Source organism: Geomonas azotofigens (assembly GCF_018919395.1).
Lineage (GTDB): Bacteria > Desulfobacterota > Desulfuromonadia > Geobacterales > Geobacteraceae > Geomonas > Geomonas azotofigens.
In genome coordinates this window covers 577,749-596,767 of the sequence record NZ_JAHLME010000003.1, presented here as the reverse complement: position 1 = coordinate 596,767, position 19,019 = coordinate 577,749, and the positions used below count along the sequence as shown (strand labels likewise).

General features: G+C 63.5%; 19 protein-coding genes and 1 riboswitch. Of the genes, 7 read left to right on the top strand and 12 right to left on the bottom strand.

Going from position 1 to position 19,019, the window contains the following annotated elements; translation table 11 throughout:
* The first annotated feature begins 128 nt into the window (after positions 1 to 128).
* Both KOL99_RS12445 and KOL99_RS12440 read left to right on the top strand, forming a co-directional pair.
* Complete coding sequence (locus KOL99_RS12445; RefSeq protein WP_216510781.1) at positions 129 to 1,496, top strand: sigma-54-dependent transcriptional regulator; 1,368 nt, start codon at positions 129 to 131, stop codon at positions 1,494 to 1,496.
* A complete protein-coding gene (locus KOL99_RS12440; RefSeq protein WP_216510780.1) occupies positions 1,493 to 3,481 on the top strand; it encodes a cache domain-containing protein in 1,989 nt (662 codons plus the stop codon). Before KOL99_RS12445 ends, KOL99_RS12440 begins: the two co-directional genes overlap by 4 nt.
* Positions 3,482 to 3,630: 149 nt before the next feature.
* Here KOL99_RS12440 and KOL99_RS12435 read toward each other — a convergent pair whose 3' ends face one another.
* A complete protein-coding gene (locus KOL99_RS12435; protein ID WP_216510779.1) occupies positions 3,631 to 4,059 on the bottom strand; it encodes an MOSC domain-containing protein in 429 nt (142 codons plus the stop codon).
* Between the two features lie 17 nt (positions 4,060 to 4,076).
* Positions 4,077 to 5,057, bottom strand: coding sequence for a GTP 3',8-cyclase MoaA (moaA, locus tag KOL99_RS12430; protein WP_216510778.1), 981 nt, complete (start codon positions 5,055 to 5,057; stop codon positions 4,077 to 4,079).
* 321 nt (positions 5,058 to 5,378) lie between these two features.
* Positions 5,379 to 5,500, top strand: a riboswitch (molybdenum cofactor riboswitch).
* Positions 5,501 to 5,573: 73 nt separating this feature from the next.
* Between moaA and KOL99_RS12425 the strand changes: the two genes are divergently transcribed.
* The 4 genes from KOL99_RS12425 to pta all read left to right on the top strand — a co-directional run bounded on the left by KOL99_RS12425 (position 5,574) and on the right by pta (position 8,867).
* Positions 5,574 to 6,785: a molybdopterin molybdotransferase MoeA gene (locus tag KOL99_RS12425; protein WP_216510777.1), complete on the top strand. Its 1,212-nt coding sequence runs from the start codon at positions 5,574 to 5,576 to the stop codon at positions 6,783 to 6,785.
* A gap of 1 nt (position 6,786) precedes the next feature.
* Positions 6,787 to 7,263: a cyclic pyranopterin monophosphate synthase MoaC gene (gene moaC, locus KOL99_RS12420; protein ID WP_216510776.1), complete on the top strand. Its 477-nt coding sequence runs from the start codon at positions 6,787 to 6,789 to the stop codon at positions 7,261 to 7,263.
* A gap of 15 nt (positions 7,264 to 7,278) precedes the next feature.
* A complete protein-coding gene (locus KOL99_RS12415; RefSeq protein WP_216510775.1) occupies positions 7,279 to 7,776 on the top strand; it encodes a MogA/MoaB family molybdenum cofactor biosynthesis protein in 498 nt (165 codons plus the stop codon).
* Positions 7,777 to 7,865: 89 nt separating this feature from the next.
* Entirely contained in the window at positions 7,866 to 8,867 is a 1,002-nt protein-coding gene (gene pta / locus KOL99_RS12410) for a phosphate acetyltransferase (RefSeq protein ID WP_216510774.1), read from the top strand.
* A 102-nt stretch (positions 8,868 to 8,969) separates the two neighbouring features.
* On the opposite strand, the gene KOL99_RS12405 is transcribed toward pta, so the two are convergent.
* A complete protein-coding gene (locus KOL99_RS12405; protein ID WP_216510773.1) occupies positions 8,970 to 10,235 on the bottom strand; it encodes an acetate kinase in 1,266 nt (421 codons plus the stop codon).
* A 230-nt stretch (positions 10,236 to 10,465) separates the two neighbouring features.
* Here KOL99_RS12405 and KOL99_RS12400 point away from each other — a divergent pair, with 230 nt between their 5' ends.
* On the top strand, positions 10,466 to 10,636 hold the full coding sequence (locus tag KOL99_RS12400) for a DUF362 domain-containing protein (protein ID WP_183346266.1): 171 nt from the start codon (positions 10,466 to 10,468) through the stop codon (positions 10,634 to 10,636).
* 146 nt (positions 10,637 to 10,782) lie between these two features.
* Here KOL99_RS12400 and gltX read toward each other — a convergent pair whose 3' ends face one another.
* The 9 genes from gltX to KOL99_RS12355 all read right to left on the bottom strand — a co-directional run bounded on the left by gltX (position 10,783) and on the right by KOL99_RS12355 (position 18,986).
* The gene (gltX, locus tag KOL99_RS12395) at positions 10,783 to 12,189 is read right to left on the bottom strand and encodes a glutamate--tRNA ligase (RefSeq protein ID WP_216510772.1); all 1,407 of its coding nucleotides are present in this window, start codon (positions 12,187 to 12,189) and stop codon (positions 10,783 to 10,785) included.
* 83 nt (positions 12,190 to 12,272) lie between these two features.
* Positions 12,273 to 12,458, bottom strand: coding sequence for a DNA gyrase inhibitor YacG (locus KOL99_RS12390; protein WP_216510771.1), 186 nt, complete (start codon positions 12,456 to 12,458; stop codon positions 12,273 to 12,275).
* 82 nt (positions 12,459 to 12,540) lie between these two features.
* On the bottom strand, positions 12,541 to 13,383 hold the full coding sequence (locus KOL99_RS12385; RefSeq protein WP_216510770.1) for a response regulator: 843 nt from the start codon (positions 13,381 to 13,383) through the stop codon (positions 12,541 to 12,543).
* Between the two features lie 68 nt (positions 13,384 to 13,451).
* Entirely contained in the window at positions 13,452 to 14,261 is an 810-nt protein-coding gene (locus KOL99_RS12380; RefSeq protein ID WP_216510769.1) for an SPOR domain-containing protein, read from the bottom strand.
* Between the two features lie 9 nt (positions 14,262 to 14,270).
* Positions 14,271 to 15,935, bottom strand: a complete 1,665-nt coding sequence (gene argS, locus KOL99_RS12375; protein ID WP_216510768.1) for an arginine--tRNA ligase — start codon at positions 15,933 to 15,935, stop codon at positions 14,271 to 14,273.
* On the bottom strand, positions 15,932 to 16,102 hold the full coding sequence (locus KOL99_RS12370) for a hypothetical protein (RefSeq protein WP_216510767.1): 171 nt from the start codon (positions 16,100 to 16,102) through the stop codon (positions 15,932 to 15,934). Before KOL99_RS12370 ends, argS begins: the two co-directional genes overlap by 4 nt.
* A gap of 35 nt (positions 16,103 to 16,137) precedes the next feature.
* On the bottom strand, positions 16,138 to 16,557 hold the full coding sequence (locus KOL99_RS12365) for an FtsB family cell division protein (protein ID WP_216510766.1): 420 nt from the start codon (positions 16,555 to 16,557) through the stop codon (positions 16,138 to 16,140).
* Between the two features lie 6 nt (positions 16,558 to 16,563).
* A complete protein-coding gene (locus tag KOL99_RS12360; RefSeq protein WP_216510765.1) occupies positions 16,564 to 17,499 on the bottom strand; it encodes a UDP-glucuronic acid decarboxylase family protein in 936 nt (311 codons plus the stop codon).
* A gap of 134 nt (positions 17,500 to 17,633) precedes the next feature.
* Entirely contained in the window at positions 17,634 to 18,986 is a 1,353-nt protein-coding gene (locus tag KOL99_RS12355; protein WP_216510764.1) for a UDP-glucose dehydrogenase family protein, read from the bottom strand.
* Positions 18,987 to 19,019 lie beyond the last annotated feature (33 nt).

Here is a 19,019-nt window from a genome sequence, read left to right as displayed (position 1 = left end):
CGCTTGTCGGGAATTTCGGTAACGTTAACTTTAATTAACAAATGTGTCGTTTTGTCAAAATGTGTGACATTTTGTCCAAGACGGCACCTCTAGCAACGGCGCGGGAAAGAAGCGAGGAACGCCCCAAAATGACACAAGAACGAATTCTGATCTGTGACGACGAGGAAGGGATCCTCATCTACCTGAAGAAGCTGTTGCAGACCCAGGGGTACTCCGTGGAGACCTTCAACGCCGGCTCGCAGCTTCTGCGCCGCCTGCGCGAGGGGGATCCCGGCGACGCCGACCTGATCCTGCAGGACGTCAGGATGCCCGACCTGGACGGCATCAGCGTGCTGCAGGAGGTGAAGCAGCTCCGCCCCTCGCTCCCCATCGTCATCATGACCGCCTTCGGCACCATCGACGCCGCGGTGGAGGCCATCAAGCTTGGGGCCTACGACTACGTCACCAAGCCCTTCCCCAAGGAGAAGATCCTGAGCGTCCTGAAAAACGCCCTGGAGAAGGAGCAGCTGTTGCAGGAGAACCGGGCGCTCAAGAGCGAGCTGGGGAAGCCGATCCTGCAGGACGCCATCATCTTCAGAAGCGCAGTCTTCCAGGAGACCTACGACCTCACCCTGCAGGTGGCGGCCAGTGAGGCCAACATCCTGGTGCTGGGTGAATCCGGTACCGGCAAGGAGCTGATCGCCGGGGCCATCCACTACAACAGCCCCCGGCGCGAGCGCCGCTTCCTCTCCATCAACTGCGCCGCCCTCACCGAGACCCTCCTGGAGAGCCAGCTGTTCGGGCACGTGCGCGGCGCCTTCACCGGCGCCATCACGCACCAGAAGGGACTTCTGGAGGAAGCCGACGGCGGCACCCTGTTCATGGACGAGATCGGCGACATGAGCCTCCCCATCCAGGCGAAGCTTTTGCGCGTGATCCAGGAGCGCGACTTCATACCCGTCGGCGCCACCCGCAGCAAGAGCGCCGACATCCGCTTCGTGGCCGCCACCAACAAGGACCTCGAAGAGGAGGTGCGCGCCGGCAGGTTCCGCGAGGACCTCTACTACCGCCTGAACGTGATCAACATCCCGCTCCCCCCGCTGCGCGAGAGAAAGGACGACATCGAACCGCTGGCCCAGCACTTCCTCAAGAAGTACAGCCTCAAGATGAAAAAGGAGGTGACCGGGGTCACCCCGGAGGCGCTGCAGCTTTTGTGCGGCTACGACTGGCCCGGCAACATCCGTGAGCTGGAAAACGTCATGGAGCGCGCCGTGATCCTGGCCCGCACGCCGCTGGTTACCCCCAAGGAGCTCCCCATCTGGCGCAGGCAGCAAAAAGTGGCGGCGGCGCCCGCCGAGCCGCAGTTGGTTTCCCTGGAGAACATGGAGAAGGCGCACATCGAGCGCACCCTGCTCGGTACCGGCTACCACAAGAGCCGCTCCGCCGAGATCCTGGGCATTTCCAGGAAGACGCTGGATCGCAAGATCGCCGAATACGAGATCACCATCCCCTCATGAACATCCCAAGGCTCCGCTTCCCCATCAAGACCAAGCTCACGGTCGCGACCCTGATCCCGCTGGCCATCGCCATCCTGATCTGCTGGATGGCCGGCGTCTTCATCCTGAGCGCCAAGGTGGCCGCCCAGGCGCAGGAGAAGGTGCGCTACGACCTCTCCGTGGCGCGCGAGGCCTACCTGAACGAGTTGACCCGCCTCTACGACGCGGTGAAGCTCTCCGCCTCCTTCGGCAGGACCTCGGAAACCGTCGCGGCCGCCGACCAGCACGCCCTGGCGGCCACCCTCTCGCCGGTGCGCAAGAGCGAGCACCTGGACATCCTCGCCGCGGTGGACGCCTCCGGCAAGGTGATCTTCCGCGCCAACAACCCGCGCCAGTCCGGTGACGAAAAGCTGCGCAACCAGTTCGTGGCACGCGCGCTCAAGGGGGAACTGGTCAGCGGCACCACCATCATCCCGACGGCCGAGCTCGCCCTGGAGGGGGAGGAACTGGTGCGCCAGGCGCACGTCCAGGTGGCCGGAACCCGCACCGACCCCACCCCGCCCGCCCCGCTCAACGGCGCCATGTTCCTCTTCGTTGCCGCCCCGGTGCGCGACCAGGCCGGCAACGTGGTGGGCGCCCTCTACGGCGGCATGCTGCTGAACAACAACAAGAAGCTGGTGGACAAGATCAAGACCGTGGTCTACGAAGGGGCCAAGCTGAACGGCCGCGACGTGGGCAATTCCACCATCTTCCAGGGGGACGTCAGGATCGCCACCAACGTCCCCAATACCGACGGCAGCCGCGCCATCGGCACCAAGCTCTCGGCGCCGGTGTACGACCGCGTCCTGTTGAAGGGGGCCAAGTGGGTGGGACGGGCCTTCGTGGTCAACGACTGGTACCTGACCGCCTACGAGCCGATCCTGTCGCTGCAGGGGGTCCCGATCGGGGCGCTCTACGTGGGGATGCTGGAGAGCCACTACTCCGCGGTCAAGACCGACATGGCGGTCCTGTTGAGCTTCGTGCTCCTTTTGAGCGGGCTGACCGGGGTGTCGATGTCGGGCTTTCTGGGGCGCAAGCTGGCGCAGCCGATAAAGGAACTGGAGCTCTTGACGCGGCGGGTGGCGGCGGGCGAGCGGGACGTGAAGAGCAACATCGACTCGCGCGACGAGATTGGCGATCTGGCCGAGCGCTTCAACGACATGAGCCAGTCGCTCGCCGAGCGCGAGGACAGCATCATCGAGTTGAACCGGAACCTGGAGCAGAAGGTGCATCTGAGGACTGCGGAACTGGAAGAGAAGAACCGGCTCCTGGTGCAGACGCGCGAGGAGCTGTTGCGGGTGGAGAAGCTCGCGGCGATCGGGGAGCTGGCAGCGGGCGTTGCCCACGAGATCAACAACCCGATGGCCATCATCCGGGGCAACACCGAGCTTTTGCAGCTCTCGGTCCCCGAGGACGCGCCCAACCGGGAAGAAGTGGACACCATCTTCCAGCAGGTGAAGCGGGTGGAGCGGATCGTCTCCAACCTGTTGAAGTTCGCCCGGCGCGAGCAGATGGAGCGGGGCGAGGTGCGCCTGAACGAGTTGTTGCACGAAATTGTGGGGCAGATCGGGCACCAGGTTTCCCTGGAGAAGATCGAGGTGTTCGAGTTTTACGCCGAGGAAGTGGCCGTGGTTGAAGGGGACCAGGACCAGCTACGGCAGGTGTTCACCAACCTGATCCTTAACGCGGTGCAGGCGATGCCCGAGGGGGGTGTGCTCGACATCAGGAGCGCGCCGGTCGGGAGCGGGGACAACTACGAAGTGAAGATTTCCGACACCGGGGTCGGCATCCAGTTGGAGAACCTGAGGCAGGTATTCAACCCCTTCTACACCACCAAGGCCAACGGCACCGGGCTGGGGTTGTCGGTGAGTTACGGCATCATCAGGGAGCACGGCGGCTGCATCGACGTGGAAAGCGTGCCCGGGCGCGGGAGCAGCTTCACAGTGCTGCTCCCCTGCGAGCACTGAGCAGAAACAAATGGCCGCGAGCGCAAAGCGCCTCGCGGCCGTTCAGTTTTCAAATTCTTGCAGGTCCACAGCGTCCACCAGGTCCACCGGGTCCATGTCGTCCACCAAAAGCGTGCACGCCAGTCCGCCGCAGCCGCCCCCACCGCCCCCTACACCACCACCTTATCCCCCGGCCTTACCACCCCGCCCTTCAGCACCCTGGCGAAGATCCCTTCCTTGGGCATCACGCAGTCGCCCGCCTGGTAGTAGATGGCGCAGCGGGTATGGCACTCCTTGCCGATCTGGGTCACCTCGAGGAGGGTCTCCCCCAGTTCGATCTTGGCGCCGATGGGGAGGCTCACCAGGTCCACCCCTTCGGTGGTGATGTTCTCGGCGAAATCCCCTTCCTTCACGTCCAGCCCGAGCGCCTGCATCTTGGCGATGCTTTCCTGGGCCAGAAGGCTCACCTGGCGGTGCCAGTCGCCGGCGTGGCCGTCGCCGACGATGCCGTGCTCCTCGCGCAGGGTCACTTCTGGTACCGGGGTCTTTCTTTCCCCTTTGTTCTTGCTGATATTGACGGCGATGATCTTTCCGGTCATGCGTTCTCCTTCTGCCCCTACCCGCCTACGCGGGACATGGCGAATGGTTTGGTTTCCACACCTTCGTCCGTCACCTCGTGCCGCCCCGGTTTGGCCGCCACGATGCGCCGTATTTCCTTGCCTAACAGTTCGTCGTCACCGGTCGCCAGCACCGGTTTCAGGTCCACGCCCGTGCCGGAGAACAGGCACCCCTTGGCGACCCCGGAGGCGGTCACCCGCAGCCGATTGCAGCTGTCGCAGAAGTGTCCGGTCATGGCGGTGATGATACCCAGCGATCCCGGCGCCCCCTGGATTCTGAAGTTCTTGGACGGACCGGAGCGATCGCTGTTGGTGCTCTCCTCGATGGTGTATTCGCGGGCGATGCGCTCCCTGATTTCGGCACCAGGGACCGTGAGGTCGCGCCAGTTCGCGTCGCCGCATGTGGGCATGTACTCGATGAAGCGCACCGCATAGGGACGCTGCAGGGTCAGCGCCGCGAAATCGAGGATCTCGTCATCATTCACCCCGCGCATCACCACCACGTTGATCTTGTGCGGCGGGAAACCGACCCGTTCCGCCTCATCGAGACCGTCCAGCACCCGTTTGAGGTCGCCTCCCCGCGTGATGGCGGCGAAGGTTTCAGCCTTCAACGAGTCGAGGCTCACGTTGAGCCTCTGCACCCCGGCATCCTTCAGCCCCTGGGCCATCTCCTTCAGGAGCAGGCCGTTGGTGGTCAGCACCAGCTCTTTCAGCCCCGGCAACGCGGCAAGGCGCGCCAGGAATTCGACGATCCCCTTGCGCACCAGGGGCTCCCCCCCGGTGACACGGATTTTCTCTATCCCGGCAGCAACCGCTTCGGCGGAGATTCGCAGCAGATCCTCGTAGGAGAGCATCTCGCAGTGACTGAGCTTCTCCACGCCTTCTTCCGGCATGCAGTAACTGCAGCGCAGGTTGCAGCGGTCGGTGACCGAGAGGCGCAGGTAATTGATGCGCCTGCCGTAGGTGTCTATCAGCGACATAAATATTCCTGATTACGAGTAGTTGACGTGCCGAACTTCAATCGGCGCATACACCCTGCATGAATGGTGCAAACTTCTTTTGGAACACACGCTAAAAAAACATACCTTGTTTGTCAAACGGAAAGCAACCACTTTAATGAACATGCCTGGAGAGCGGGGCGCGGAGGGGCCCTCAAAGTATACGGCGACCCAGGGTATCGAGCTCCACCGTAAAACCGCGCTGTTACAACGAGTTTGCGATACCACCATGCCAGCGGGAACACACCCTTAAGTTAAAATAATTGTTTATTTTCCCGCAAATATGCTATGCCTTTGGGAAAATACGCAGAACGTCTCCGAGCCGCGGCCGTCTAAAGGGAAACTCCCCAGGGTGCCGCAGCCGATGGGTGCTGCCGGAAACGGCACCGCCTCCCTCTTGGAAAGGAGAAGCACCGCCGCATCGCGCACGGGCCCATCTTCCTACACGGAGTCGGGCCCTTTTCGTTATTGCCATTACTAAGAAGCAAAGAGGACGAGATGACGAACTACGAGCAAGCCAGACGCATGGTCATCGACAAGGTCGCGCCCGCCGGCGTGGAACGGGTGCTGCTGCTGGAAGCCGCCGGCCGGGTGCTGGCCGAGAACTACGTGGCGCCCAAGGACATGCCGCGCTGGGACAACTCCGCCATGGACGGCTTCGCCGTCAGGAGCGCCGACTGCGCGCCGGGCACCGTACTGAAGGTAACCGACTACATCCCCGCCGGCGTCAGTTCCGACGACGCGGTGACGCCCGGTTGCGCCGCGAGGATCATGACCGGTGCCCCCATCCCCCCCGGCGCCGACGCGGTGGTCCCCATCGAAGAGACCGAGAACACGGCGGAGACCGTGAAGCTGCTGCAGCAGGTGAAAAAGCACGACCACATCCGCTTCCAGGGCGAGGACGTGCGCGGCGGCGAGGTGATCATGACCCGGGGGACACTGATCGGCCCCGCACAGGTGAGCCTGCTCGCCTCCTTCTCGGCGGTCCTGGTGCCGGTTTACCGCAGGGTGCGGGTCGCCATCCTCTCCACCGGCGACGAACTGGTCGAGGTCGGCACCGAGCCCAAGGAGAGCCAGATCGTCAACAGCAACACCCTGGCCCTTGCCACCGCCGTCAAGCTCTGCGGCGCCGAGCCGGTCATCCTCGGTATCGCCCGCGACGACAGGGAGAGCCACCGTGCGCTTCTCTCCCAAGGGCTGCAGGCGGACGTCCTGATCACCTCGGCCGGGGTGTCCGCCGGCGACCGCGACCTGGTGCGCGAAATACTGGCCGAGCTGGGCGTCGTCGAACAGTTCTGGAAGCCGGGCATCAAGCCGGGCGGCCCCACCGCCTTCGGCATGAAGGGGAGCGTTCCGGTCTTCTCCCTCCCCGGGAACCCCGTCTCCACCATGATCACCTTCGAGGAGTTCGCCCGTCCCGCCATCCTGCGCATGATGGGACACGAGAAGGTGTTCCGTCGCACCGTGAGCGGCATCCTGAAGGAAGGGGCGCGCAAGAAGGCGGGCAAGGTGAACTTCCTGCGCGTCCATGTCGCCATCGAGGGGGGGCGCTTCGTCGCCAGCACCTCGGGCGACCAGAACACCGGGATACTGAAGACCATGCTGCGCTGCAACGCCCTGGCCATCCTCCCGGCCGAGGCGACCGAGTTCGCCGCCGGCGCGGCAGTAGACCTGCACCTGCTCGATCCCACTTTGGAAATGGAGGTTTAACATGTCGTTCAACCACTTCGACGCCAGCGGCAACGCCATCATGGTGGACGTAAGCCAGAAGACACCCACCATGCGCACAGCCATAGCCGGCGCCGTGCTGACCCTGAAGCCCGAGACCGTTCACTCGATCGTTGCCGGCAAGATGGCCAAGGGGGATGTTCTCGGCGTGGCGCGGCTCTCCGGCATCGCCGGCGCCAAGAAAACCCCGGACCTGATTCCCCTCTCCCACCCGCTCGCCATCCACCACGTCGCCATAGAGTTCGAAGTGGACGAGGCGAAGGGGACCATCGGCGTCATGGCCACCGTGCGCGCCTTCGAGCGCACCGGCGTGGAGATGGAAGCCATGACCGCCGCCACCGTGGCGGCGCTCACCGTGTACGACATGTGCAAGGGGACCGACAAGGGCATCGTCATCTCCGACGTGAAGCTGCACTACAAGGAAGGCGGCAAGAGCGGCGTCTTCAAGCGCGAGGACTAAAGGAGAAAGACCACCATGCGAGCAGCCATTCTCACCCTCAGCGACCGCTGTTCCACCGGAGAGCGCGCCGACGGCAGCGGCCCGGCGCTGCGAGCCTGGCTCGAGGAACGCGGCGTCACCGTCGCCTGCACCGACGTCATCCCCGACGAGGGCCCCCTCATTTCGGAAAAGCTCGTCGAATGGGCCGACAGCGGCCTCTACGACCTCATCCTCACCACCGGCGGCACCGGCGTCTCGCCGCGCGACGTGACCCCGGAGGCAACCGAGCGCGTGGTGGAGCGCCTGCTCCCCGGCTTCGGCGAGGTGATGCGTATGGAGAGCCTCAAGAAGACCCCGCACGCCATCATCTCGCGGGCCGTCGCCGGCATCCGCAAAAACGCCCTGATCATCAACCTCCCCGGGAGCCCGAAGGGGGCCACCGAGAACATCGGCTTCGTCTGGGCCGCGGTGCCGCACGCGGTCGCCAAACTGCAGGGAGACCCCGAGGAGTGCGGCACGCCGCTCCCCCGCTGACCCCAAAAGACGGCTTTTTTATTGACCGATCCGGCCTGCTGGGTTATATAACTAACGCGGTTTTATAATTCAATTACGGAGGAACGCTCATGCCGTTGGTTAAGCAGATTCACGACAAGGCGAAATCGAAACTGAAGACGGTGGTCTTGCCGGAGAGCTACGACGAGAGGATGCTCTTCGCCGCCCAGCAGATCATGGAACAAGGTTTGGCCAAGATCGTGCTTTTGGGCAAGCCGGACGCGATCCAGGCCGCTGCCGCCGCCAAGGGGATCAACCTGGCCGGCGTGGAGCTGGTCGATCCCGCCACGTCGCCCAAGCTCGACGCCTACGTCGGGAAGCTCGTGGAACTAAGGAAGTCCAAGGGGCTCACCCCGCAGCAGGCACAGGAAATGCTGACCGCGCCGGACAACCTCTACTTCGCGGGGATGATGGTGCGCGAAGGTGACGCCGACGGCGAGGTAGCCGGCGCCACCGGCACCACCGGCGACGTGCTGCGTGCCGCCTTCCAGACCGTCGGTCCCGCCCCCGGCATCAAGACCGTTTCCTCCTTCTTCCTGATGGCCACCCAGACCCCGAACTTCGGCGAGAACGGCGTCATCCTCTTCGCCGACTGTGCGGTGAACCCGAACCCGGATGCGCAGGCCCTGGCCGAGATCGCCATCGCCACCGCGCGCAACTGCAAATCCTTCCTCGACGTCCCCGCGCGCGTCGCCATGCTCTCCTTCTCCACCAAGGGAAGCGCGAGCCACCAGGATGCGGACAAGGTGCTGAAGGCCCTGGAGATCGCCAAGGGGATGGATCCCGAGCTTTCCATCGACGGCGAGCTGCAGGCCGACGCCGCCCTCATCCCCGCGGTCGGCGCCAAGAAGGCGCCGGGCAGCGGCGTGGCAGGCAAGGCCAACGTCCTCGTGTTCCCGACCCTCGATGCCGGCAACATCGCCTACAAGTTGGTCGAGCGTCTGGCCGGCGCCAAGGCCATCGGCCCGGTGATCCAGGGTCTGGCCAAGCCGGTCAACGACCTCTCCCGCGGCTGCTCCGTCCAGGACATCGTGGACGTCACCGCCATCACCGCGGTGCAGGCGCAAGGCTAGGGGCGCGCCGACTGGTCCGACTAAGCTTTCAAAACAAGAAAGGCCGGCTGGGTTACCCCGCCGGCCTTTTTGCTGTCTTTTCTCTTAGCGCCTGCCGCGCCGCTACTTCCTGACGAAGTCGGGCCTGGAGAAGCTGTACTCGAAGTTCATGTGGTCGGTGTAGGTGCCGTTCAAGATGGCGGCCACGTCCTCGGTGAACACCAGTTCCTCGTCGGTCGGGATGACGTAGACCTTGACCGGGGAGTCGTCGGTGGTGATCAGCGTCTCGCGCTTCCTGGTCATGGCGGAGGCGTTGCGCTCCTTGTCGAGGACAATGCCCAGGTGCTCAAGCCCGGAGATGGCGCGCTCCCTGATCGGCGCCCCCATCTCCCCTACCCCGGCGGTGAAGACCACCGCGTCGAGCCTGCCCACAACGGCCATGTAGGTGCCGATGTACTTCTTGAGGCGGTACGCCTCGATGTCCAGCGCCAGCGAACAGAGACGGTCGCCGCCGTTGGCGTTCTCGATCACGTCGCGGCGGTCGGTGAAACGACCGGTGATGCCGATGACACCGCTCTTCTTGTTCAGGATGGAGTCGATCTCCTTGGCGGAGAGGTTCTCCTTCTGCATCATGAAGGCGGGGATGGCCGGGTCGATATCACCGCAACGGGTACCCATCATGGCGCCTTCCAGCGGGGTGAGCCCCATGCTCGTGTCCACCGACACGCCGTTTTTGATGGCGCAGTGGGAGACGCCGTTGCCGATGTGCATCGTAATGACGTTGCACTGGTTGGCGGGCTTGCCCAGGATGGCGGCAATGCGCTTCGAAACGTAGAGGTGCGAGGTGCCGTGGAAGCCGTAGCGACGCACGCCGTACTTCTCGTACCACTCGTAGGGAAGCGGGTACAGGTACGCGTGCTCGGGCATGGTTTGATGAAACGCGGTATCGAAAATGGCGATCTGCGGCACGCCGGGGAGCACGGCCATAGCGCCTTCGATGCCGGCGATGTTGGGGGGGTTGTGCAGCGGTGCCAGGTGCTGCACCTCGGTGACGGCGGCCAGCACCTCGTCGTCGATCAGCACCGACTTGGTGAACTTCTCGCCGCCGTGTACCACGCGGTGACCGACAGCGGCGATCTGCTTGATGTCTTTCAGCACGCCGTGGGTGGGGGAAGTCAGGGTTCTCAGGATCAGGTCAACTGCGGTCTTGTGATCCGGGCAATCGGAGTCTTCCCGGTAGGTTTCGCGCCCCGGGACCTCGTGCAGGATGAAGGAGTCGCCGATAACCACGCGTTCCACCATCCCCTTCGCCACAACCACTTTTTTATCCCAGTCAAACAACTGGTATTTTACAGAAGAACTCCCGCAGTTAAGTGCCAGAATATCCATCGATTAGCATCCCCCGTGATAGTAGTTTGTCCAGTGATACGAGGAAGATCCACACCGGACAAAAAGTACACAAATAAAACCTTTTTTTATATATACAGGAGAGTGGGCCTCAGTTCAAGATTTTTCTCCCGATTAGGAGTTTATTGTCTACAGCTTTATGGTGGACTTTTTTCGAGGGCTGTGCTAGTTTCCACGTCAACTTTTAACTCCAGGTGAAGGAGGTGAATACTTTGGCACATACCATCAGCGACGAATGCATCAACTGCGGCGCCTGCGACGATTCCTGCCCGGTCAACGCTATCAGCGAGGCTGGCAGCAAGAGGACCATCGCTGCGGATACCTGCATCGACTGCGGCGCTTGCGTCGACACCTGCCCGGTGTCCGCAATCTCCCCGGCCTAATCAGTAACCGCACCAAAAGAAACATGTAATGCCATGGCCTGCAGCCGGCTCGTCCGCTGCAGGCCTCATTTTTTGCCGCGTAACAACGGAAAAAGGAGGGCGTCCCGGCGGGGCGCCCTCCTTTTCTTTTCCGGCCTTCCCTCGCGCTACTTCGCCAGCACAGAGATGGCGCGCTCGATGCGCTTGCTGGTCTCGGCGAGGCCGAGCACCTCGATCATCTCGTAGATCCCCGGAGACGCGGTGGTGCCGGAGAGGGCGAGACGCACGGCGGGACCGACCTGCCCGAGCTTGATCCCCTTCTCGGCCATGAGCTCCTTGAAAGCCAGCTCGATGTTCGCCTGGTCCAGCGCCGGCAGTGCCGCCAGTTTCTCGACCAGCGCGGTGAGGAGCGCGGGCGTTTCGGCGTTGTATGCTTTCGCCACCCCCTGCTCGTCGTAGGAGAGCTCGTCCCTGTAGTAGAACAGCGCCCCGTCGGCGAGCTCCAGCATGGTCTTGGCGCGCTCCTGCAGGGTCTTGATCACGGGCACCAGGTCCGGTCCACCCAGGGCGGGATCGACACCACGCTCCTTCAAAAACGGTATCAGGAGCTCGGCCAGGCGCACCGGGTCGCCGGTCTTGATGTAGTGGGCGTTCAGCCACATGAGCTTGTCCGGGTTGAAGACCCCGGCGGAACGCCCGACGTTCTCTATGGAGAATTTCTCGATCAGATCCTGCAGGGAGAAGATCTCCTCGTCGCCGTAGCTCCACCCCAGCCGGACCAGGTAGTTCACCATCGCCTCGGGGAGAAAGCCCATATCGCGGTAGGCCATGACCGAGGTGGCGCCGTGGCGCTTGGAGAGGCGGGCCTTGTCGGCCCCGAGGATCATCGGCACGTGGGCGAAGACCGGGACCGGCGCGCCAAGCGCCTGGTAGATCAGGATCTGGCGCGGGGTGTTGTTGACGTGGTCGTCGCCGCGAATCACGGTGGTGATCTTCATGGTGACGTCGTCGATGACGACGACGAAGTTATAGGTCGGGGTGCCGTCGGTGCGCTGGATGATCAGGTCGTCCAGCTCCGCGTTCTCGAAGGAGACCTTCCCCTTGATCAGGTCGTTCCAGGTGGTGGCACCCTCCTTCGGAGTCCGGAAACGGATCACGTAGGGACGGCCGTCGTCCTCCTGGGGCGGCAGGTCGCGGCAGGTGCCGTCGTACTTCGGCTTCCCCCCCTCCTTGAGCGCCTTCTCGCGCTTCGCCTCCAGCTCCTCGACGCTGCAGTAGCACTTGTACGCCTTACCCTCGGCGACCAGCTTGTCGATGTACTCCTTGTAAACCGGGAAGTAATCGGACTGGAAGAAGGGCCCCTCGTCCCAGTCCAGTCCCAGCCACTTCATCCCCTCGAAGATGGCGTCGACCGATTCCTGGGTGGACCGGGTCACGTCGGTGTCCTCGATCCTGAGCACGAAGGTACCATGCTGCTTCCTGGCCAAAAGCCAGTTGAAAAGCGCCGTGCGCGCCCCTCCAACGTGAAGGTAGCCGGTCGGGCTCGGGGCGAAACGGAGACGTACTTCTGACATGAAAGACTCCTTTGCTGCTTTGATCATTGCATGGCTGCAATAAAATGATGTATCTCGTGGTGTGACCGGTCGGGCGCGAGCGCTCAGCCCTCGTCCTCATCGTCATCGTGCTGCGACGCCTTCTCGCCCGGTATCCGGTACCCCTCGCTGGCCCAGGTGCCGAGGTCGATCATCTTGCAGCGCTCGGAGCAGAAGGGGCGAAACGGGTTCCCGGCCAGGGGCGTTTCCTTGCGGCAGTGCGGGCATTTAACGGTCTGTATGGCGCACATGGGGCTTCCTCAAACAAATACCTCCAGCGTCCGGCGGGGCTGGAGGATGCGTGGTTCGTTTCCAATTGTGGCGTGATGGGGCTTAAGTCAGCTGGTAGCAACGCTCCCGGTACTGCAACGCCCTCTTCACCCTGGTGATCAGTGTCTCCTCCCGCACCGGCTTCTCGATGAAGTCGAAGAACCCCTTTTCGAAGGCCTTCACCTCGTCCTCGGGCTGCAGGGAGCTGGTGATGAGTATCACCGGGATCGAGCTGAAATCGGGGACGCTGCGCAGCGCGTCGAAGAGTCCGTAGCCGTCCAGCTTGGGCATCATCAGGTCGGTCAGCACCACGTGCGGCTTCTCGGTCAGGACGGCCTTGTAGGCCTCCAGCCCGTCCACGGCGTGGATGACGCGGAACCCCTCCCGCCCCAGGAAGTCGCCGAACATGGTCCCGATCAGCTTGTCGTCCTCGACGACCAGGACGGTATGGGCGGCGGCGCTGCTGACCTCCTTCTGCAGGTAGTTCTTGCAGATGGCGGCGTAGATCTCCTTCCTGGTGGCGATGAAGGGGGTGATGGTCAGCCCGAGGTTGGCGGAGATGTTGCGCACCACCCGCGTCTCCGTGGGATCGGCCATGGCCACCGCCAGCCTCTTCTCGTCCAGCTTGAGCGGGAAGAGGTTGTTCTGCATGGCGACGTCCACCGAAATGGTGCTCAGCAGCTGCGGCGAGAAGCAGTACCCGGAGAAGTTGCTGGCGACGCGGCAGCCGTATTGCGACGCGAGCGCCTGGGCCAGTTCCTCGCCGGTAACCAGCTCGAGATCCTCCAGCACGGTGCCGAAGCGCTTGCCGAGCTTTTTGGAGAGCGCCAGCATGCGCTCCACCGTTTTCTCGGTGAGCAGACCGTTCTCGACGAATATTTCACCCAGCTTTTTTCGCTTTTCCATAGTGCCTCCCCATCCCGGGGTTAACTGTAGCTCGGGGAGAGAAAAAAACTATCCGGAGGGCAAAAAAGCTATTCGGCGACCACCGTCGCCCCGCTCCCCACCTTCCCGGCCAGTTGTTGCGCTTCCTGCTTGGAGAGGTGCCGCCCTACCCTGATCCGGTACCAGACACCCTTGTCCTGCAGCTTTGATTCCACGAGATAGGCCGCGACCCCCTTGGCGACGAGTTTCGCGCGCACCTGGTCGGCCTCTTTCTTGTCCTTGTACGACGCCACCTGCACCAGGTAGCGCGCTTCGCCCCCCTGCTTCTCGGCTCCCGGCTTGTCTGCCGGCGCCGCGGCCTTGTCGCCGGCTTTCTCGGCGGGCTTGCCCTCGGCCGCCTTGGCGGCGGGTGCGGCAGCGGCGGCCGGTTTTGCGGGTGCCGGTTCAGTGCCGGGCGCGGCGGTGGCGGCTGGAGCAGGCGCCGCTACGGTCGCCTTGGACTGCACCTCGGGGAGCTTCGTGTTGATGCCGCTCCCCATGGCCCCCTTCCCGCCCGAGGGGAGGGTCTTGTAAAAGGTGAGCGGCACGTCGGGAGCGGGTTGCCCCGGCTGCGCCGGCTGTCCGGGTTGAGCGGGCATAGCGGCCTGCGGCGCCGCGGCGGCCTGTGCCTTGGGCTGGGCGGCGGCCTGCGCGGCGGCGAGCGCCTTGGGGTCGACCTTCCCCTTGAAGAGGAACCATCCGGTCAACAACCCGGCGCCGTAACCGACAACGAGCAGCAGCAGGCCGACCACCGCGAAGGTGCCGATCGGCTCGCGGCGCGGGCGGTTCTTCTGCACGGGTTTGGCGCGTTCCGCGCTCTCCCTGACCGCCTTCATCTTGTCGCTGTAGTCAAGCCGCATGCGCCCCTCCTACATCCTCTCCGGAGCGGAGATCCCGAGCACGCTCAACGCGTTCTTCAGCGTGACGGCGACGCAGTGCAGCAGGAACAACCGGGCCTGGGTCAACTCGGGCTCCTCGGGGGTGATCACCCTGCTCTTGTTGTAGAAGCTGTGGAACTCGCCCGCCAGGTCCTGCAGGTAGTAGGTGATGCGGTGCGGTTCGAAGTTGACCGCCGCCCCTTCCAGGATCTCCGGGTAGAGGGAAAGCTTCTTGACGAGGCTCATGTCGTCGGCGCTTTCCAGAAGCTCCAGGCGCACGCCGTTAAACTTCGGCTCCACGCCGCGCTCCCTGGCGGTGTCGAAGATGCTCTTGATCCGGGCATGGGCGTACTGTACGTAGTACACCGGGTTGTCGTTACTCTGGCGCTTGGCGAGCTCCAGGTCGAAGTCGAGCTGGCTGTCGGAGCGGCGCATCAGGAAGAAGAAGCGGGCCGCGTCGCGGCCGACCTCGTCCACGACCTCCTTCAGGGTCACGAACTCGCCGCTTCGGGTGGACATGGCGACCGGCTGGCCGTCGCGCAAAAGCGAAACCAGCTGCACCAGGATGATGCCGAGATCGTCCGCCTGGCGCCCCAGCCCCTGCACCACGCTCTTCAGCCTGGGCACGTAACCGTGGTGGTCGGCGCCCCAGACGTCGATGACCCAGTCGAAGCCACGCGCGTACTTGTCGCGGTGGTAGGCGATGTCGGAGGCGAAGTAGGTGGTGACGCCGTTACTCCTGACCACGACGCGGTCCTTGTCGTCGCCAAAGGCCGTGGTCCTGAACCAGAGCGCCCCTTCCTGCTCGTAGATGTGCCCCTTCTCCTGCATCTCGGCGATGGCCGAGGTGACCTTGCCGTCGTCGAAGAGCGACTGCTCGGAGAACCAGTTGTCGAAGCGGATGCCGAAGTCCTGCAGGTCGTCGTCGATCCCCTTGAGGATCAGGTCGCCCCCCATCTTGGCGAAGAAGGCCACCCCCTCCTCCTGGGGAGCCTTGAGGAAGCGGTCGCCGTGCTTGGCGATGGCGTCACGCGCGATGTCCTTGATGTAGTCGCCCTGGTAGCAGTTCTCCGGGAAATCGATCTTCTCTCCCAGCAGTTCCTTGTAGCGCAACAGGCCGGAGAGCCCCAGCGTGTTCATCTGGTTCCCGGCGTCGTTGATGTAGTACTCGCGCTGCACGTCGAAGCCGGCGGCGGAGAGGAGCGAGGCGACGGCGTCGCCGGTCGCGGCGCCGCGGCCGTGGCCGATGTGCAGCGGGCCGGTCGGGTTGGCGCTGACGAATTCGACCTGCACCTTCTTGCCGGCGCCGACCCTGCTCTTGCCGTACTGGTCGCCGGCGCGGTCGATCGCGGTGAGCACCTGCCTCCAGGCCGCGTCTTTAACGAAGAAATTGATGAAACCGGGGCCGGCGATCTCGACGGACTGGATCAGGTCCGACGCCTCGGCGAGCTTCTTGACCAGGGCCTCCGCGACGGCGCGCGGCGCCTTGCGCTCCTGCTTGGCCATCTGCATGGCGACGTTGGTGGCGAAATCTCCGTGCTCGGCGTGCGCCGGCTTCTCCACGTTGATGGCCGGAACCACACCAGAGGTGAGCGTGCCGTCGGCGAAACACCCCTCGATTCCCTTCAGGATGCATGCGCGCAGCTGCTCCTTCATATCTTCTCCTCCCTTTCCTTATCCTTTTCCGCGTCGGGCACGGGTTTTATGGTCACGTCGCGTGTGAAGTCCGGGCAGCGGGCGCCGCCGTCGGCCACGCAAAATTTCTTGGAGCAGTGTTCGCGCCAGGCGCAGACCACGCAGTGTTGTTTGCCAGCTTGATTCATGCCATTTCCCTCAGCGCCCCGCCAGGGGCTGTTGGTTACTTGCCGGAGCGTGCCGCCGGTTGGGCCGGGCGTGCCGCCTCGCGTTGAGCCGGTACCCCCCCCTGCGTCGCGGCGGCGGGTGTCGTCGCGCCAGGGGCGTCCCCTTGAGCCGGAGCGTTTCCGGCCGTCGCGGGCTTTGCGGGAGCCGGGGAGAACTGGTAGATCACCTCGTTACCGCGCACCAGGCCGAAGTCGCGCCGGGCGATGCTCTCCAGGTAGCGCCGGTCCGACTGCAGGGCGGCGATCTCCCGTTTCAGCTTGTCGTTTTCATCTTTCAGTTCGTTCAGGCGCTTTTGCGTGTCGTCCAGGTCGCGGTGCAGGTGGTTGATGCGCAGCAGTCCCCGGTCACCGAAAACGGTGAAGCAGAGGATGAAGAGGATCGCCGCGCCGGGTATTAAGAAAAATCGTTTCTGCATGCGTTCCTATGCCGAGGTGAGGACGGAGCGGAAATAGTCGATGGTCTGCCTGAGCCCGTCGTCCACGCTCACCGTGGGTTCCCAGCCGAGCATCTGCTTGGCCAGGGAGATATCCGGCTGCCTCTGCTTCGGGTCATCCGCGGGGAGCGGTCGGTAGACGATGCGCGAGGTGGACCCGGTCAGCTCTATGATCCTCTTGGCGAACTCCAGGATGGTGGTTTCCGCCGGGTTGCCCAGGTTGACCGGCCCGGTGAACCCGGGGGTCTCCATCATGCGCACCATCCCTTCCACGAGGTCGGAGACGTAGCAGAAGGAACGGGTCTGTTCGCCCTCGCCGTAGACGGTGATGTCCTCACCCTTGAGGGCCTGCAGGATGAAGTTGGAGACCACGCGGCCGTCGTTCTCGGCCATCTTGGGGCCGTAGGTGTTGAAGATCCTGATGATCCTGACGTCCACGTGATTCTGGCGGTGGTAGTCCATCATCAGGGTCTCGGCGACGCGTTTTCCCTCGTCGTAGCAGCTTCTCAGCCCGAGCGTGTTGACGTTGCCCCAGTAGGCCTCGGTCTGCGGGTGCACCTGGGGGTCACCGTACACCTCGGAGGTCGAGGCCTGCAGGATCCTGGCCCGGACCCTCTTGGCGATCCCCAGCATGTTGATGGCGCCCATGACGGAGGTCTTGGTGGTCTTCACGGGGTTGTACTGGTAGTGGATCGGCGAGGCGGGGCAGGCCAGGTTGTAGATCCGGTCCACCTCCAAAAGGATGGGCTCGGTGACGTCGTGCCGGATCAGTTCGAAGCTGCGGTGATCCAGCATGTGGGCGATGTTGCGCTTGCTGCCGGTGAAGAAGTTGTCGAGGCAGATGACGTCGTGCCCCTCCTTCAAAAGCCTTTCGCAAAGATGTGAACCGATGAAACCGGCGCCGCCGGTGACTAAAATGCGCATAAAACCTCGCAACGTGAAACAGTTCTACGTTCTACGTTCTAGGTTAACTGCCGCCACCAGGCGCACCGAAGTTGCCCAGCAACGCCTGCCTTTTCAGTAACGTAGAACTTAGAACGTAGAACAGCAGTTAGTAGTTATTCCATCTCGCAGGATGCGGCGCCGTTTCTGCCGATGGGGTGGTACTCGTACCCGATCTCGCGCATGCGGCCGGGCTGGTACAGGTTCCTGCCGTCGAAGATGAGCGGGTTGACCAGGAGCGTCTTGATCCGGTCGAAGTCGGGGTTACGGTACTCGTTCCACTCGGTGATGATGACCAGGGCGTCGGCCCCCTTGAGCGGCTCGTACGGGTTCATGTGGTAGCCGATCCGGTCGCCGAAATGCTTCTTCGCCTCGTTGAGGGCCTCCGGGTCGTGGGCCCGCACCGTCGCGCCCAGCTCCAGGAGCCGGTTGATGATGGTAAGCGAGGGGGCCTCCCTCATGTCGTCGGTGCGGGGCTTGAAGGAGAGGCCCCAGACGGCGATGCTCTTGCCGGCGAGCGGCCTGTCCCCACCTTCACCAAGGCGGCGCTCCAGTTTGTCGGAGAGGATGCGCTTTTGCCGCTCGTTCGCCTCCTCCACCGCTTTGAGGAGGATGAAGTCGTAGCTGCACTCGTCGGCGGTGCGCACCAGCGCCTTGACGTCTTTCGGGAAGCAGGAGCCGCCGTAACCGACGCCGGGGAAGAGGAAATCGTAGCCGATGCGGGAATCGGAGCCGATCCCCTCGCGCACCGCCATCACGTCGGCGCCCATCACCTCGCAGAGGTTGGCGATCTGGTTCATGAAGGTGATGCGGGTCGCCAGCATGGCGTTGGCGGCGTACTTGGTCATCTCGGCGCTTCTGATGTCCATGACCAGCATGCGGTTGGATTTGCGCATGAAGGCCGAGTACAGCTCTTTCATTATTTCCGCGGTGCGCACGTTGTCGGTGCCGATCACCACGCGGTCAGGTTTCATGAAATCGTCGATGGCCGCCCCTTCCTTGAGGAACTCGGGGTTGGAAACCACGTCGAACTCGATGTGCACGCCGCGGCCGTCGAGCTCTTCCTTCACGGCGGCGCGGACCTTGTCCGCGGTCCCCACGGGAACGGTGGACTTGTCCACAATGATCTTGAAGCTTTCCATGGCACGGCCGATGTTGCGGGCCACGGAGAGAACGTACTGCAGGTCCGCGGAGCCGTCCGCACCCGGCGGGGTACCCACCGCGATGAAGCAGACCAGCGACTCCTTGACGGCGGCGTCGAGGTCGGTGGTGAACTTCAGGCGCCCTTCCTCGCCGTTTCTGAGCACCATTTCCTTCAGCCCCGGCTCGTAAATGGGGATCACGCCCCGCTTGAGACCTTCGATCTTCTCCTGGTCGACGTCGACGCAGATGACGTCGTTGCCGCTCTCGGCGAAACAGGTGCCGGCCACCAGGCCGACGTATCCGGAACCGATCACGCATACTTTCATGAGGCGCACTCCTCTCGGGATAAAAAATTAGCG